Below are 15,337 nucleotides of genomic sequence, written 5' to 3' on the forward strand. Positions count from 1 at the left end.
CGGGCACGGCCGCGTGCCCTCTACGGGTGGTGGCCTGCGCGCGGCCGACTGCCTACCATGGGCGGTCACCTCAGCCGGAGGGAGAGCGCCCGTGGAGTCGCCGCAGAACCCGTCGGGACACCCGCCCGCACACCCGCAGACCCCCCTCATCGACATGCACACCCCGAGCGTCGCCCGGATGTACGACTGGCTGCTGGGCGGGGTGGAGAACTACGCGAGCGACCGCGAGGCCTGCGCGCGGCTGCTGGAGATCGCCCCCAGCACCCAGCTCCTGGCCCGCAACAACCGGGCGTTCCTGCGGCGCGTCGTGCGCATCCTGGTCGAGGAGTACGGGATCCGGCAGTTCCTCGACCACGGCTCCGGGCTGCCCACGCAGGACAACGTGCACGAGGTGGCGCAGCGGGCCGATCCCGGCTGCAAGGTCGCGTACATCGACAACGACCCCATGGTCCTGGCGCACGCCCAGACGACCCTGCACGAGGACGGCCGCACGCTCGTGCTGTCCAAGGACCTGCGCCTGACCCGGCAGATCCGCCAGGACACGGACCTCTTCCTGGACTGGGACCGTCCCATCGCGGCGCTGTTCGTCTCCGTGCTGCACTGCCTGCGGGACACGGACGACGAGAACGATCCCGCGGCGGTCGTACGGAACACCGCCGCGCAGCTGCCGCCGGGCAGCTTCATGGTGATCTGCCAGCTCGTGAGCGACGATCCGGTCGTCCGGCGCGACGTGACGCGGCTCATGGACGTGACCACGCACGGCACCTGGGGGCGGGTTCGGGAGAGCCACGAGGTGCGCCGGTACTTCGACGGCCTGGAGATCCTCGGGCCGGGGCTCGTCGACGTGGTCGACTGGCGGCCGGACACCCCGCCGCCACCCCCGGGGAACCGGCCGCGGGACTGGGTGGAGTGGGGCGGGGTCGGCCGCCTCTGAGCCCGCCCGGCGGCTCCCGTGCCGGCCTCCTAGCCCGCGCTGCTGTCGCCGCCGTCGCCGTCGCCGAACTGACGCTTCGCCTCGAGGATCAGGCCGACGCTCTCGTCCTTGGAGGCGGCCACGTTCCGCAGGTTGCTGAGGGCGTTGCGGTAGTCGTCGAGAGCCCGCGGCCTCGTCACGTAGTTCGCGCCGTTGATGTGCTCCACGTACGCCAGCTCGGCGTGCTCCCCGTCGCGGAACTTCAGGTGCGTGATCGGGTAGGGCGGTGTGGCCCCGTACTCACGGGTCATCCGGAGGATGCGGATGCTCACCTTGTCGGTGTCTGCGGCGCGCAGCAGGTGGTCCAGCTGCTCGTGCATCACGGCCGCGTTCCCGCAGCGGCGGTGCAGTACGCCCTCCTCGAGCAGGGCGGTCACCCGGGGCAGCGGGCCGTCCATCAGCCGCAGCTGCCGTTCGGCGCGCAGCTCGACCACCCGTTCGACCTCCTCGGGGTCGGCGCTGGGCATGACCGCCCGGACCATGTACCGGGCGTAGTCGCGGGTCTGGAGGATGCCGGGGACGACGAGGTTCTCGTAGACGCAGATTTCCTCGGCGTCGCCCTCCAGCTGGATCAGGCGTTTGAGGAAGTCGGGGGTGACGTCGCTGAACTGCTCGTACCACTCCGCGTCCTGTGCGTGTTCCAGGAGCCGTTCGATCGCCCGCATCTCTTCGGCGTCGACGCCGTAGTACCGGGCGAGATCCCGTACGTCGCGCGGCTTCGGCGAGCTCTCGCCGCGCTCCAGCCGGCTGATCTTCGACACCGATCCGCGGATGACGGGTGCGACCTGGCGCAGGGTCAGGCCGCGGGCCTCGCGGCATCTGCGCAGTTCCCGCCCCAGCAAGCGGTCGGCCGCCGCCCGGGCCGGATCGTTTCCCATCGGCAGGACGGGAGCGACCGGCTCGGGCAGCGGCTCAGGGAGGGCGGGCATCAGGACTCCCTATGACTGGGGCAATGGTCCGTCACAGCATGGGCCGCCCCCCTCCGCCCCTCAAGTCGTGGCCTCGGCTTGAGGCGTCATCCGGTCAGATGGTCGAATTCCGCATGTTTGGCGCCGTCGATGAACGCCTCGATCTCGGCAGTCGTGAACACCAGGGCCGGACCGTCGGGGAAGCGCGAATTCCGCATCGCCACGGCGCCACCCGCCAGGGCAGCGACCTCCACGCAGTTGCCGTTGCCCACGCTGGCACTGCTCTTCACCCATACCGCGCCGGGAATCTCGCTCGCCACCACGCCGTTTTTCACCTGCATGATCGGACCCCTCCTCGTCGGACGCGCACGACCGTGCGAACCCGTGTGGTACCGCACGACGAGCACTGACAGAAATGCTAGCCAGATGTAGGGGACACCGGAGTCCCTCGAACGGGTGCCTCGGCCGAGCGGCGTCCCGGTACTCCGACTGCGGGCCCCGAGGGGAACTTATTGGCCATTTCGGGCTAAACGACGGTGCGTCACCGGGTCGGCACGACCCTCCCTCGCCATAGTCGACCGTGGCGACCGACTGGTTGCCGCCCCGGACCGCGGCAGACCGCGGCCGGGCGGATGTCTTCGTAGAGGAGCCTGCACATGCAGAAGCCCACCAGGACCGTCCTCGCTCTCGCCGCCGGAAGCCTGGTGCTCGGCTTGGTCGGCGCGGGCACCGCCGCCGCGGACGGGGGCCCGATGGCCCGCACGCCGTCACACCATGCCGTCCTTCTCGAGCCGATGAGCGACCAGTCCGGCACCTACAACGACAAGAGGTACACCGTCGGCAAGGTCATCTCGCAGGGCACGCTGAAGATCCGCAGCAAGCCGAACACCCGTGCCGACGTCGTGGGCCACGCCAAGCCGGGCCACAAGGTCGCCATCGTGTGCAAGACGTACGGCGAGTCGATCGACGGCAACAACATCTGGTACCTCCTTCACATCAAGGACGACCACGACTCGCAGGACGGCCGCGACGAAGACAGCGGGCGCGATGAAGACAGCGGCCGCGACGAAGACAGCGGGCGCGATGAAGACAGCGGCCGCGACGAAGACAGCGGGCGCGATGAAGACAGCGGCCGCGATGAAGACAGCGGGCGCGGTGAGCACGACGGACGGCAGGACGGGCAGGGCGGGGACGACCGGCGCAGCAGGCAGGCCGGCAAGGACCACAAGGACGGCAAGGAACACAAGAAGGCCTGGATCACCGCCCGTTACGTCAAGAACCTGGACCACGTGAAGTGGTGTGACTGACCCTCCCGGTCAGTCCGCCGGGCGTACGGTACGCGGCCCCAGGCACTGCGCCCCGTACGCCCGGACCCGCTCGCGCAGTTCCCGGTCCGCCGTGACCACGACACAGCCGCGTTCCGCGAAGGAGGCGGCCAGTTCCACGATCCGGTCGTCACCGCTCCCCGGCGCCGGGTCCACCCGTACTCCGGGCACGGACTCGACGCCCCGGGCGGCGCCCTCGACGACGAGGACGATCTCCTCGACTGCCCCGATCCCCTCGATCGGGGCCCGCTCCGCGAGGCGGTCGCGCAGCCGCTCGGCGGCGCCCCGCCGGTCCCGCCACCAGCCGTCCGGTACGGAACCGACGACGTTCGCGGCGTCCACGATCAACACGCTCATGGCCCCAGTATGGGCGGGACCGGCGACCGCCTGCGCTCTCGCGCCCGCGGCGGCGCCTAGAAGTCGCCGTAGTTGACCTGCCAGGTGGGCAGGCCCATCCGGCGCCAGACCGCGACCACGCGGTCCCGGTCGTCCAGCGACACCCGTACCGCGTACCGGTGGCGCACGTGCGCGTCGAACAGCTCCGCCTTCACCACGTCGTCGCGGCGCGTGTCGCCGAGCGGGCGCATCCACAGCTCGTCGTACGGCACCTGGTGCCGCTGCAGCCAGGCCTCCGTCTGCGGCCGGTGCTCCTCACCGCGCCCGGACAGCAGCACGATGGTGTCGCCGTCGGCGCGCCGGAAGGCGTCCAGCGCGTAGCGCACCGGCTCGTTGAGCGCGTCGATCTCGCAGCGCGAGAAGTCGTACGGGCTGCGGTCGCCGGTCAGCGCGAGCGTGCCGTCGATGTCGCACATCACCGCCGGGGGCAGCGCCGGGTCGGCCACGTACGGCTCGACCGTGGGCTGGTCGTTGAGCCACTCCTCGGTGAGCCGCCAGCCGCCCCTCTTCGCGCTCATGTGCTTGTCGTTGAGTATCCGGATGATCTCCTCGCCGACCGGCCGCTCCCGCGCGGCGTCCCGGCGCAGGCACTCCTCCACCGGCACGTCGGTGAAGTCGTGCACGACGAAGGTGGCCCGTCCGGCCACCGCCGCCTTGAGCCGCTTGGGGATGTGCGAGGTCAGGTGCGTGTTGTCGACGACCACGTCGAAGCCGTCGTCGACGGCCGCGCGCACCGCCGCGTCCTGGACGGCCAGGACGGTCTGCTCGTGCCGGTACGAGCGGCTGCGCTCCGGGTCGGGCAGGTCGAGCATGGCCCGCAGGTCGTCCAGGTTGACGCGGCGCATCCGGCCCGAGGCCTCGGCCTGCAGGGCGCGCGCGGCCGTCGTCTTCCCCGAGGCCGGCAGCCCCGTCATGACGTGGACGACGGGGCGGGCGGGGTCTTCGGACACTGGTCAGTTCTCCTCATCGGTGGTGAAGGGGTCGGACGCCTCCGGCCGCACGTCCCGCCATACGACGAGCTCGGTGGACCGGCCGTCCAGGCGCAGGAACATCGCGGGACGGATCCGGCGGTCGGGCAGGGCCCGCACGGCGCGCGCGAACGCGCCCCGGTCGCCGGCCAGCGGGGCGAGCCCTGCGAACGCCTCGTCGATGGCGCGCTCGCGCTGCGCCGCCGCGTCCTCGAGGCGGGCGACCACCTCGCGCACCCAGCTGTCGAACTCGTCCGGCACCTGCTCCAGCAGCGCCTCGAGCGGCTTGCCGCCCGACGCCTCGATGTCGGCGACGGTGCAGTGCAGGCCCTGCGCCAGCTCCTTGACGGGCAGGTCCGCGAACCGCTCGATGCCGTGGCTGCGCCAGATGTCCCGCTCGGTGACGCCGGTGACCAGCTTGTGGAGGCGTACGTACTCGGACAGCTTGGCCTTGGCGCGCACGCCGGAGGCGAACCGCAGCACGAAGCCCTCGGCGTCGGTGCCGGCGGCGTTCTCACCGCCGGGCAGCGTGTTCGACTCGGCCAGCGCCAGCAGCTCGGCGAGCGGCATGGCGGGCCAGACCGTGACGACGGATCCGATCCCCTGCCAGTGGACCGCGGCCTCGGCGAGCGGGACCTCGGTGCCGTCCAGGGCGAACGCGGCGAGGAGCACCAGGTCCCGCCGGTCGCCGTAGTCGACGACGATACGGTTCTGCGGGTACAGGATCTCCGCGAGGTAGGTCACGCCGGGGACGAGGGCCGAGGTGTCGCGGCCGTCGAGGTGGCGCTGGCCCCAGGTGGCCTGGGTGCTGATGAAGGATCCCTTGGACGCGACGCGCCAGCTGCCCGCGTAGTGGAAGACCACGGCGAGGCTGCCGTCGACCTTGTCGTACACCTCGAACGGCTCGTCGGGCAGGGCCGGTGCGTACGGCTGGCCGGCCTCGTGCTCCCCGACGTTGAAGAACTTCGGCAGCGGCAGCGCGACGATCGCGCCGGTGACGTCGTCGGCGACGAGCCCCCGGCAGCGCGTGGTCACCTGGTTCCAGACGCGCCCGTACTGTGCCGTCCGCGTGTACGTGTAGATGGACAGCGGCAGTTCGGGGTGCGGCTTGCGGGTGACGTGCCCGGCGTCGATGGCTGCCGCCAGCTCCTGCTGCGGCAGCAGGTCGTGCAGCGTCGGGTAGGCCTGGTTGTGGCCCATGGGTTCCTCCCGGTTCGAGATGGTTCATTCTCACGTGCGGGAGGATGTGCCCGGTACCGAATTATCGCTGGTCCGGAGGGCTCAGGGCCAGGCGGTTGATGTCCTGGGGCCGCAGGATGCGGGTACGGACGTCGGCTCCGGGCCTCGCCACGTTGATCATCGCGCGGCCCAGCGCCTCGGTGGTGGTGACGAGGTTCGGCGCGAAGCGGCGGAGCAGCGGGAAGAGCGGCGCGGTGACCAGGTAGGCGGCGCGGTAGAGGAGGGTCTTGGAGGGCATGCCGCGGACGGGCTGCACGAGACCGGGGCGGAACATGTAGGCCTGGAACGGCAGCTGGAGCAGGTCGTTCTCCGTCTCCCCCTTGACGCGGGCCCACATGGAGCGGCTCTGCTCGGTGCTGTCCGTGCCCTCCCCGGAGACGTAGGCGAAGGTCAGCCGGGGGTTGGCGGCGGCGAGCGGGCGGGCCGCGGCGAGGGTGAGGTCGTGGGTGATGCGGCGGTACTCCTGCTCCTTCATGCCGACGGCGGAGACGCCGAGACAGAAGAAGCAGGCGTCGTAGGAGGCCAGGTCCAGGTCCGGCGCCGAGAGGTCGGACGGGTCGTCCTGGATGCGCTCGCGCAGTTTGGGGTGGGAGACACCGAGCGGGGTGCGGCCGACGGACAGGACGGCCGTGACGGTGTCGTCGCGCAGGCACTCACGCAGAACACCCCGGCCCAGCATTCCGGTTCCGCCGAAGAGGATGACGTTCACGTGCGCAGCCTAGGGCTCTCTAGTGCGAGACGCAGAGCTCATTGCCTTCCGGATCGGCGATCGTGGTCCAGGTGTAGGGGCCCTGACGACCGTCGTGCAGGTGCCGGGCGCCCTTGGCGATCAGGCGCTGCACGACCTCCTGCGGGTTGTCGGAGCCGGTGCGGACGTCCAGGTGGACGCGGTTCTTGACCTTCTTCGGCTCGGGGACGAGCTGGAAGAGGACGCGGGGTGCGCGCTCGATCCCGTCGGGGTGGCGGATGCCGGCGCCGGCCTTCCAGACGAGGGCTCCGCGGTGGGTGGTGGTGTCGTCCTCGGTGGCCTGGCCTTCGGCGACCATCTTGCGGATGAACTCTTCGTCGATCGGCTCCACTTCCCAGCCGAGGGCGTCGGCCCACCAGTCGGCGAGCGCATGCGGGTCGGCGGAATCGATGGTCACCTGGAACGTGTATGCCATGGGGCGACCCTACTGACGGCCACTGACAGTCGCCACGCGGCAAGGGAGTGTCGTCGACCCGGGTCGTTCGGTCGATGCCGCTCCTGCGGCGGGTACGGTTTCTGCCGGAAGTCCCTTTCCGAACGGGGTTCGCGCATGGAATTCGGCCACGTGGGGCGGGTGGTCGTCGCCGACGACGAGCCCGTGGTCCGCAGGGGGCTGCGGACGTCCGTGGAATCGACCGGTGAATTCCATGTGGTGGCCGAGGCCGCCGACGGGCACGAGGCCGTCGAGGCCGTACGGACCCATCTGCCGGACATCCTGCTGCTGGACATCCACATGCCGCGGATGAGCGGGCCGGAGGCGACGGCGGCGCTGCGCTCACCCGATTCGGGTGCCGTCGTGCACATCGTCGTCACGACGGGCGTCGGGCTGGACGCGGACGTGGAGCAGGCCCTGGCGCTCGGCGCGGACGCCTTCCTCCCCAAGGGCGCCCCGCGGGAGGAAGTGCTCGCCGCCCTGCGCGCGGTGCAGGAGGGCGATGCCGCGCTGTCCCCGCAGGTGCTGCGGCACGTTCTGGACGCCCTGGGCACCCCCGCCGCGGCGCAGCGCCGGCAGGCGCGGGAGCGGCTGGACGTCCTGTCGGCGCGGGAGGCCGAAGTGCTGGGCCTGGTCGCCGAGGGGTTGACGAACCGCGAGATCGGCGAGCGGCTGCAGCTGGCGCAGGAGGAGGTGAAGGACCGGATCGGCCTGATGCTGGCCGAGCTGGACGCCGCGAACCGGCTGCAGCTCGCGCTCCTGGCGCATACCGCCGCCGGTCCGGAGGCGGAGGGTGCGCCGCAGTGAGGGCCGCCGCCCGGCGCGGGTTCCTGCGGCCGCTGGCCGCGCTGCTCTTCCCGCCGGGGCCGGAGGGCGGGAGCGGGCCGCACGGGGTGCTGCCGACGCTCCTGGTCGGGCTGACCTTCGTGAGCGGGGTGGTCGACGCGGTGACCTTCCTCGGGCTCGACCACGTCTTCGTCGCCAACATGACCGGCAACGTGGCCTTCCTCGGGTTCGCGCTCGCCGGGGACCGCGAGCTGTCGGCCACCGCCTCCCTGCTGGCCCTCGCCGCCTTCCTGGCCGGTGCGACGGCCGCCGGGCGGCTGCGCCGCGGCCGGGAGCCGGTGCGGATGTTCGCGCCACTGGTGGCGGTGCAGGCCGTACTGATGGCCGCGGCGCTCGCGCTGACGGCGGGCGGGTCCGGGCCGCTGCCGGTCGTGGGGCTGCTCGCGCTCGGCATGGGCCTGCAGAACGCCGTCGTGCTGAGGCTGGCCGTGCCCGACCTGACAACCACCGTCGTCACCCGGACGCTGACGGGCCTGGCCGCCGAGCCATGGGACCGGAGCGCCGTACGACGGCTCGTGTCGGTGGCGGTGCTGTTCTGCGGGGCCCTGGCGGGCGGGCTGCTGACGCTCCACCACGGATCCCACTGGGCCCTGGCGCTGGCGGTGGCGCTGCTCCTCTCGATCGCGGCGGCGGGCGCGGTGACGGCCGCCGAGCGGGCGGGCCCCGAGGGCCGTTAGCGCTCCCGCCGGGTGCCGGAGTGGGTGAACACCAGGGCGGCGCAGGTCAGCAGCCATGCGCCCACGGCGATCCAGAGCAGGACCTCGCCCAGCGGCTGCAGCCGTCCCACCCCGGTGGGGCCGGCCGCCGAGAGGCAGGCGGTGGCCGTCATTCCGAGGGGGAAGACGGTCGCCCAGCGCCGGATGTCGTAATGCGGCCGCCACCGGCGCAGTTCGGCGGCCAGCAGGAGCACGTACCAGCAGAGGGACAGGGCGAGCGTCACCAGCGTGGCCGTACGCAGCGCCGCGTGGGCCGAACCGGTCCACACGGGTGAGGCCGTGAGCTTCGATCCCGCCAGCGCCGAGATGGCCAGTGCGCCGCCGGCCACCCAGTGGTCGCCCGCGCCCCGCACCACCTCGCGGAAGTCGAAGTGGAAGAGGGCCACCGCGTACAGCAGCAGGCCGAGGCAGAAGGCGGCCAGCGCCGCCCGGGCGAGCCAGTCGCGGTGGACGGCGGCGGCGAGGATCGCCGACAGGACGGCGATCCCCTGGGTGGCCACGCAGACGAGGAACGCGGCCCCGGGCATCCGGTGTTTCCAGTGCAGTACGACGGCGAGCAGCAGCCAGGGCCACAGCACCGTGGCGAGCACCAGCAGGGCGGCGGCGAGGCCCTGCCACCCCAGCAGGGAGAAACGGCAGCCGAGTACGGTCGTTGCGGCCACGGCCGTCAGGGCGGCCGGGGTGTCCGCCTCGGCCCGGAAGCGGCCCCGATCGCCCACGAGCCGGGTGGTGAAGCCGGCGGCGAGTACGAGCCACAGCGCCGCGGTGAGGACCAGCGCGGCCAGGGACAGCGCTTCGGCCCCGATCAGGTGCAGGCCGACGGAGAGGATGCCGGCGGCCAGGACGGCGGCGCCCGCGGCCGGCGGCAGTCCCGTCCAGCATCGGCGGCCGGGCAGGGGGAACACCTGGTTCACCCTGCCAGCGGACACCGGCCGCCCGCGGCCCGCGAGCGCGGTGGGCCATTGGGCCCACAGGGCCGCGCGGGCCGGACGCGATCCGGCCCGCGGGCGGGGCGTGCGCGGCCCTTGACTTCCCCGGGCGGCTGCCGGACTCTCTGCGCTCATGGGACAGCTCGACGGCAAGGTCGCGGTGATCACGGGCGGGTCGGCCGGCATCGGACTGGCGACGGCGCACCGGTTCGTGCGGGAGGGTGCCCGGGTGTTCGTCTCCGGGCGTCGCGAGGCCGAACTCGCGGCGGCCGTGGAGGAGTTGGGGAGTGGAGCCGTAGGCGTGCCGGGTGACGTCACCAAGGCGGCGGACCTCGACCGGCTGTTCGCGGCGGTCGCGGCCGAAGGCCGGGCGATCGACGTCCTGGTGGCGAACGCGGGCGGCGGGAAGGCGGGCGGCGTCGCCGAGTTCACGCAGGAGCAGTTCGACACCGTCTCGGACCTGAACTTCCGCGCGCCCTTCTTCACCGTGCAGCGGGCGCTGCCGCTGTTCGGGGAGCGCGGTTCGGTCATCCTGGTCGGCTCGACCGCGGGCTCGGCGGGGTCCACCCGGTTCGGCGTCTACGGCGCCGCGAAGGCGGCCGTACGGTCGATGGCGCGCAGCCTGGCGCTGGAGCTCGCGGGGCGCGGGATCCGGGTGAACGCGCTCAGCCCCGGTCCGATCGACACTCCCGCTCTGGGCCGGGCGCCCGCCGCCATCCTGGAGGAGGTGACGTCCGGGGTGCCGCTGGGCCGGACCGGCCGCCCGGAGGAAGTGGCCGCGGCGGCCCTGTTCCTCGCCTCGGAGGAGAGCAGCTACATCACCGGCATCGAGCTGTTCGTGGACGGCGGAGCCGCCCAGGTCTGACCCACCGCACGACGCGCACCCGCCGCAGGACTCGCACGATTCACCGCGCCGCCCGTGCTCAGGGCGTCCAGGGCTCCTCCCGGGCGGCCGTGACGGTGAACATCGCCCCTTCGGGGTCGCGCAGGGTGACCCAGCGGTCGGTGGCGCTCGAGACGACCGTCGACAGGGGGGTACCGCCGGCCGCGGTGGCCGCCTCGATGGCCTCGTCGAGGTCCGGGACGCGGAAGTAGACGTGCCAGCGGGGCCTGGTCTCCGGTGCGTGCGCCGCCGTCTCGCTGATCCCGCCGTCCAGGCGGGCGACGGGCTCGCCCGCCTGCCGCAGGACGACCTGGTCGTTCTCGTAGGAGACCTCGCAGCATCCGGCACGGCCGGTGGCCCACTCCAGCACCTCGCCGTAGAAGATCGCCGCCTCGAAGGCGTCCCTCGTCCGCAGCTCCAGCCAGGCGGGCGCCGGGCCGCGGCCCACGCGCCAGTCGGCCGACACCCCGCCGGCCCAGATGCCGAAGACCGCGCCGTCCCGGTCGGCGACCAGCGCGCCGCGGCCGCCCGAGGGGAAGGAGACCGGACCCACCGCGACGGTGCCGCTGCGCTCGCGGATGCGGTCCGCGGCCACGTCGGCGTCGTCGACCGCGAAGTACGGGGTCCACGCCACGGCGACCGGCAGGTCCGCGGTCAGCGTCCCGATGCCGGCGACCGGCACTCCGTCCAGCTCGGCGACCGTCCACCCCTCGCCGAGCCGCGCGGGCCGGAATTTCCAGCCGAGGACCGCGCCGTAGAACTGCTGGCTCCCCTGGAGATCGCGGGCCATCAGGCTGACCCAGCACGGGGCGCCGAAGACCTCCCTCGTAGAAATCTCCACCGCTCACGCTCCGTCCGTCGTCCCGCTCATCCTCGCGTCCCGGCGGCTGCCCCGCACGTCGGCGAGGGGTCGCCGGGCAGGGGTCAGCCCCCTGTCACGGCGCCCTGCCCGGTGATCAGGTCGACGAGGGCCGTCATGCCCCCGTCCGCGAGCGCCCGGCGCTGCCGGTCCGCGGGGGTGCCCCGGCGCAGCAGGCGGTGCAGGAGGGAGCCCACCTCGCGCTCGTCCCCGGCCTCTTCCAGGGCGGGGGTGATGTACTGCATCAGCAGCGACAGCACGTCGCCGGCGCTGCGCAGCCGGTGGCCCTTCGGGTCCATGAGGGTGCTGTCCAGGCCGTGCCGGGCCGCATGCCACATGGCCGCCTGGAGCAGCTCTTGCGAGCAGTCGGGGGGTGCGATTCCGGCCTTCTCCTCGGCGATCGCGGTGCTGACCAGCGCACGGGCGATCCCGGCGAGCAGCACCGCGTCGCTCGCATCGAGCTGCACGTCCAGGCACCGCACCTCCAGGGTGGGGTAGCGCTCGGACAGCCTGGCCTGCCAGTAGAGCTGACCCCGGTCGGCGATCAGCCCTGCCTCCAGCAGCGCCTCGACGCGCTCCTCGTAGTCGGCGAGCGTACGGAAGAACGGGGTCGGGCCGCTGACCGGCCAGCGGCCGAAGACGATCGTGCGCCAGCTCGCGAATCCGGTGTCGCACCCGTCCCACAGCGGCGAGTTCGACGACATGGCCAGCAGCGTCGGGAGCCAGACGCGCAGCCGGTTCAGGGCCGCCACGCCCATCTCCCGGTCGGGCACCGCCACGTGCACGTGCATGCCGTTGATCAGCTGCTCGTCGACCAGCCGGCAGGCCTCGTCCCGCATCTTGAGGTACCGCGGCTTCTGGGTGACCGGGACCGGCACCGCGTCGCGCAGGGGCGCCGCTGCGGAGCTGGCGAGACGGCAGCCGTACTCCTCGGCGGCGGAACCGAGCGCGTGCCGCAGCCGCAGCAGGTGGCCCGCGACCTCGTCCAGGTCCGTACAGACCGGTGTGGCGACCTCGACCTGGGCCTGGAGGAGCTCGTTCTGCACCTCGCCCTCGCCCACCCATGAGACGAGTCCCGCCGCGGCCCGCACCTCCTCCGCCCGCGCCACGGGCAGATGGGTGACGGGATCCAGCAGGACGTACTCTTCCTCAACCCCGACCGTGATCATGTCGCGCCGGACTCCTGCTCTCTTCGGGCTCCTCGACGCCTGTGACGCCGTCGGAAGGGCGATGCCCACCGGGTTCACCTCCTCGCGTACCCAAGGCCCCCGAGACGGTCGGCGCCCTCCGTCCGCGGTCCCGCCGGCCTGCTCCTGCCCCGCGGGGAGCGCCTCAAGCAGGAGAGGCGGCCCCCGCCTCGCGGGGCGGGCATTCGGCGGTTCCTTCGGGCGAATCTGGCTCCGGGTGCGTGGGGTACCGGATCCAGCGTGGCAGTTCACAGGGAAATGCACCCATCGGGCCACCGGCAGAGGCGGTACATGACCAGGCGATCCGCGAGGCGGCCGGAGTCCCGCCCGGCCCGGGCGGGTACGGAGGGGTCTCGTACGGAGGGGTCTCGTACGGAGGGCCCGCGCGGCCGGGTGGCCGCCCGCCGCGCCCGGGCCCGCGGCCGCCGCCCGGGCGGGAGGCCCGCCGGGACGCCGTACGTGTCCTCGGTGTCGCCCCCGCTGCGGACGGCCGCGGACTACTCCTGGCGGCTGCTGGTGGTGGGCGCCGTCGTGTACACGGTGTTCATCGTGCTGGGGCGGTTCCACGAGGTCGGCGTGGCCGTCTTCCTCGGCCTGGTCGCCACCGCGCTGCTGCGCCCGGTGACCGATCTGCTGGCCCGTTGGATCCCCCGCTCCCTGGCGGTGGCCTGCTCACTCGTCGGCAGCATCGTGCTCGCGCTGGGTGCGCTCGCGTTCGTCGGCGAGACGGTGGCGGCGGAGTGGAACTCGCTGGTGGCGGAGTTCCGGGAGGGGCTGGACCGGCTCGAGCCGCTGCTGGAACGGCCGCCCCTGCGGCTGAGCCCGCATGCGCTGGGCGACCTGCGGGACCGGATCGGCGCGTACCTCTCCAGCCATCGCGCGACCCTGCTCAGCACGGCCGTGACCGGCGCCGGGCGGCTGGTGCAGGCCCTGACCGTGGTGGCCCTGTCGGTGTTCTGCTCGGTCTTCTTCATCTACTCGGGTGACAGGCAGTGGCGCTGGCTGTGCTCGCAGTTCCCGCACGGTGCGCAGCAGCGCATCTCGGTCGCCGGCCGGGCCGCGTGGCGGACGTTCACCGGGTACACGCACGGCATCGTGCTCGTCGCCGCGACCAACGCGATCCTGGTGGGGATCGCACTGTTCGCGCTGGGCGTCCCGCTGGCGGTGCCGCTCGCGCTGTTGGAGTTCTTCGCGGCGTTCGTCCCGCTGATCGGCTCGCCGGTGGCCCTCGCGGTGGCCGTGGTGGTCGCGCTGGCCGCCAAGGGGCCGCTGGTCGCGGCTCTGGTGGTCTGCCTGATCGTGATCATCGGGCAGATCGAGGGGCACGTGCTGCACCCGATGCTGATGAGCTGGGCGGTGCGGCTGCACCCGGTGGTCGTGGCCCTGTCGGTGGTGGCGGGGGCCATCGCCGCGGGCGTGCTGGGCGCGGTGGTCGCGGTGCCCCTGGTCTCGGTCGTCTGGTCGGTGCGCCAGGCCCTGCGCTCTCCGCAGGCAGGGCCCTGAGCTGCGGCTTCACAATGCACCGCTTCATGTCACCCGGACGGGGGTATAACCCCCGGGACAGCTCACGAGACGGCCGTGCCCCAGACCGCTGCGTCACGACCACCCGTCGGAGGAGCCGAGATGCCGTACGCAGAAATCACCGAGGGCATTCCGCAGGACACACTGAGTGTGAGCACCGGTGAGGCCCGGACGCTGTCGGGGGCGCTGTTCCACCGGCTGCGGGCCCTCGACGAGGGCAGTGCCGAGTATTCCTACGTACGCAACACCCTGGTCGAGCTCAACCTCAGCCTGGTGAAGTTCGCCGCCCGCCGGTTCCGCGGCCGGAGCGAGCCGATGGAGGACATCGTCCAGGTCGGCACGATCGGCCTGATCAAGGCCATCAACCGGTTCGACCCGGAGCGCGGGGTGGAGTTCACCACCTTCGCGATGCCGACCATCGTCGGCGAGATCAAACGGTTCTTCCGCGACACGAGCTGGGCCGTCAAGGTGCCCCGGCGGCTTCAGGAGCTGCGGATCGACGCCGCCAAGGCGCACGACGCGCTGGAGCAGGACCTCGGCCGCGAGCCCACGGACGCCGAGCTGGCGGGGCGGCTGCACGTCACGCCCGAGGAGCTCGTGGAGGGGCAGAAGGCGGCGCACGCGTACTCCGCGCGCTCCCTGGACGCACCGGCACAGGAAGACGGCGACCGGAACGCGTACGCCGACCGGCCCTCGCTCGGCGAGGAGGAGGCGGCGTACGACACGATCGAGTGTCTGGAGTCGCTCAAGCCGATGCTGGCGGAACTTCCGGCGCGGGAGCGCACGCTGCTGTCGCTGCGCTTCGGCCACGGGCTGACGCAGTCGGAGATCGGCGAGCGGCTGGGGCTGTCGCAGATGCACGTATCGCGGCTGCTCAACCGGACGCTGACCGCTCTGCGGGCAGGCCTGCTGGAGGACGGGGCACCGGAGCCGTGAGCGGCGCCGGGACTTCCGCCCACACCGTCTTGCCGGTCTGCCCGTCGGCGTAGGGCTCCCAGCCCCAGCTCCGGGCGAGCCGGTCCAGGACGAGCAGGCCGTGCCCGCCCGGCAGGGCGGAACCGGTCCTCCGCAGGCGACGGGGGTGCTCGGGGCTCCCGTCGCCGACCTCGATCCGCAGCCGCGCGGGGTTGCGGCGCAGCACCAGCGCGCGGGGCCCGCCACCGTGGATGCACGCGTTGCTCACCAGCTCGGATACCAGCAGCAGGACGTCCTCGGCGGCCTCCTGCCGGTCCGGGTCGTACGGATGCTGCGCGCCCGGCCCTCCGGTGGGCTCGTCGGTGATCCAGCGCCACTCGGTCAGCGCGTGGCGCGTGAAGTCCCGGCACCGGGTGACGGCTCCGTGCGTCCCGCCGCCGAGGAGCAGCGTGCGGGTCTCCTCGCTCATGGGAGCCGCCTACCCATGCCGG

General features: G+C 72.7%; 18 protein-coding genes. 7 read left to right on the plus strand and 11 right to left on the minus strand.

Annotated elements, in window-relative coordinates; translation table 11 throughout:
• Window positions 1-91: 91 nt before the first annotated feature.
• Window positions 92-934 carry an SAM-dependent methyltransferase gene (locus AB5J51_RS06815; protein ID WP_369777153.1) on the plus strand — a complete coding sequence of 281 codons (843 nt, stop codon included), beginning with the start codon at window positions 92-94 and terminating at the stop codon, window positions 932-934.
• Between the two features lie 29 nt (window positions 935-963).
• On the opposite strand, the gene AB5J51_RS06820 is transcribed toward AB5J51_RS06815, so the two are convergent.
• Complete coding sequence (locus AB5J51_RS06820; RefSeq protein ID WP_136226116.1) at window positions 964-1,902, minus strand: helix-turn-helix transcriptional regulator; 939 nt, start codon at window positions 1,900-1,902, stop codon at window positions 964-966.
• An 86-nt stretch (window positions 1,903-1,988) separates the two neighbouring features.
• Window positions 1,989-2,222: a DUF397 domain-containing protein gene (locus AB5J51_RS06825; RefSeq protein WP_053789830.1), complete on the minus strand. Its 234-nt coding sequence runs from the start codon at window positions 2,220-2,222 to the stop codon at window positions 1,989-1,991.
• Between the two features lie 315 nt (window positions 2,223-2,537).
• Between AB5J51_RS06825 and AB5J51_RS06830 the strand changes: the two genes are divergently transcribed.
• On the plus strand, window positions 2,538-3,188 hold the full coding sequence (locus tag AB5J51_RS06830; RefSeq protein ID WP_369777154.1) for a hypothetical protein: 651 nt from the start codon (window positions 2,538-2,540) through the stop codon (window positions 3,186-3,188).
• Between the two features lie 9 nt (window positions 3,189-3,197).
• Here the strand turns inward: AB5J51_RS06830 and AB5J51_RS06835 are convergent, their stop codons facing one another.
• The 5 genes from AB5J51_RS06835 to AB5J51_RS06855 all read right to left on the minus strand — a co-directional run bounded on the left by AB5J51_RS06835 (window position 3,198) and on the right by AB5J51_RS06855 (window position 6,972).
• Entirely contained in the window at window positions 3,198-3,563 is a 366-nt protein-coding gene (locus AB5J51_RS06835; protein ID WP_053789828.1) for an NTP pyrophosphohydrolase, read from the minus strand.
• Between the two features lie 56 nt (window positions 3,564-3,619).
• Window positions 3,620-4,552, minus strand: coding sequence for an AAA family ATPase (locus AB5J51_RS06840; RefSeq protein WP_240805486.1), 933 nt, complete (start codon window positions 4,550-4,552; stop codon window positions 3,620-3,622).
• 3 nt (window positions 4,553-4,555) lie between these two features.
• A complete protein-coding gene (locus AB5J51_RS06845) occupies window positions 4,556-5,770 on the minus strand; it encodes an RNA ligase (protein ID WP_136226114.1) in 1,215 nt (404 codons plus the stop codon).
• Window positions 5,771-5,831: 61 nt separating this feature from the next.
• Entirely contained in the window at window positions 5,832-6,518 is a 687-nt protein-coding gene (locus tag AB5J51_RS06850; protein WP_053789826.1) for an epimerase, read from the minus strand.
• Window positions 6,519-6,537: 19 nt separating this feature from the next.
• Complete coding sequence (locus AB5J51_RS06855; protein WP_369777155.1) at window positions 6,538-6,972, minus strand: VOC family protein; 435 nt, start codon at window positions 6,970-6,972, stop codon at window positions 6,538-6,540.
• Window positions 6,973-7,107: 135 nt separating this feature from the next.
• Here AB5J51_RS06855 and AB5J51_RS06860 point away from each other — a divergent pair, with 135 nt between their 5' ends.
• Window positions 7,108-7,797 carry a response regulator gene (locus AB5J51_RS06860; protein ID WP_369777156.1) on the plus strand — a complete coding sequence of 230 codons (690 nt, stop codon included), beginning with the start codon at window positions 7,108-7,110 and terminating at the stop codon, window positions 7,795-7,797.
• The gene (locus AB5J51_RS06865) at window positions 7,794-8,513 is read left to right on the plus strand and encodes a YoaK family protein (protein ID WP_369777157.1); all 720 of its coding nucleotides are present in this window, start codon (window positions 7,794-7,796) and stop codon (window positions 8,511-8,513) included. The genes AB5J51_RS06860 and AB5J51_RS06865 overlap by 4 nt, the downstream gene beginning before the upstream one ends.
• On the opposite strand, the gene AB5J51_RS06870 is transcribed toward AB5J51_RS06865, so the two are convergent.
• Window positions 8,510-9,466 carry a tellurite resistance/C4-dicarboxylate transporter family protein gene (locus tag AB5J51_RS06870; protein ID WP_053789823.1) on the minus strand — a complete coding sequence of 319 codons (957 nt, stop codon included), beginning with the start codon at window positions 9,464-9,466 and terminating at the stop codon, window positions 8,510-8,512. The genes AB5J51_RS06865 and AB5J51_RS06870 overlap by 4 nt on opposite strands.
• A gap of 148 nt (window positions 9,467-9,614) precedes the next feature.
• Between AB5J51_RS06870 and AB5J51_RS06875 the strand changes: the two genes are divergently transcribed.
• Window positions 9,615-10,346 carry an SDR family NAD(P)-dependent oxidoreductase gene (locus AB5J51_RS06875; protein WP_133896061.1) on the plus strand — a complete coding sequence of 244 codons (732 nt, stop codon included), beginning with the start codon at window positions 9,615-9,617 and terminating at the stop codon, window positions 10,344-10,346.
• Between the two features lie 58 nt (window positions 10,347-10,404).
• Here AB5J51_RS06875 and AB5J51_RS06880 read toward each other — a convergent pair whose 3' ends face one another.
• Window positions 10,405-11,154, minus strand: a complete 750-nt coding sequence (locus tag AB5J51_RS06880; protein ID WP_136226141.1) for a VOC family protein — start codon at window positions 11,152-11,154, stop codon at window positions 10,405-10,407.
• Window positions 11,155-11,288: 134 nt separating this feature from the next.
• On the minus strand, window positions 11,289-12,392 hold the full coding sequence (locus tag AB5J51_RS06885; RefSeq protein ID WP_053789820.1) for a glutamate--cysteine ligase: 1,104 nt from the start codon (window positions 12,390-12,392) through the stop codon (window positions 11,289-11,291).
• Between the two features lie 309 nt (window positions 12,393-12,701).
• Between AB5J51_RS06885 and AB5J51_RS06890 the strand changes: the two genes are divergently transcribed.
• Complete coding sequence (locus AB5J51_RS06890) at window positions 12,702-13,913, plus strand: AI-2E family transporter (RefSeq protein WP_369777158.1); 1,212 nt, start codon at window positions 12,702-12,704, stop codon at window positions 13,911-13,913.
• A gap of 120 nt (window positions 13,914-14,033) precedes the next feature.
• Window positions 14,034-14,867, plus strand: a complete 834-nt coding sequence (locus AB5J51_RS06895) for an RNA polymerase sigma factor SigF (RefSeq protein ID WP_136226110.1) — start codon at window positions 14,034-14,036, stop codon at window positions 14,865-14,867.
• Here the strand turns inward: AB5J51_RS06895 and AB5J51_RS06900 are convergent.
• Window positions 14,806-15,315, minus strand: coding sequence for an ATP-binding protein (locus AB5J51_RS06900; protein WP_369777159.1), 510 nt, complete (start codon window positions 15,313-15,315; stop codon window positions 14,806-14,808). The genes AB5J51_RS06895 and AB5J51_RS06900 overlap by 62 nt on opposite strands.
• Window positions 15,316-15,337: the final 22 nt, after the last annotated feature.

The organism is Streptomyces sp. R33 (assembly GCF_041200175.1).
GTDB lineage: Bacteria > Actinomycetota > Actinomycetes > Streptomycetales > Streptomycetaceae > Streptomyces > Streptomyces katrae_B.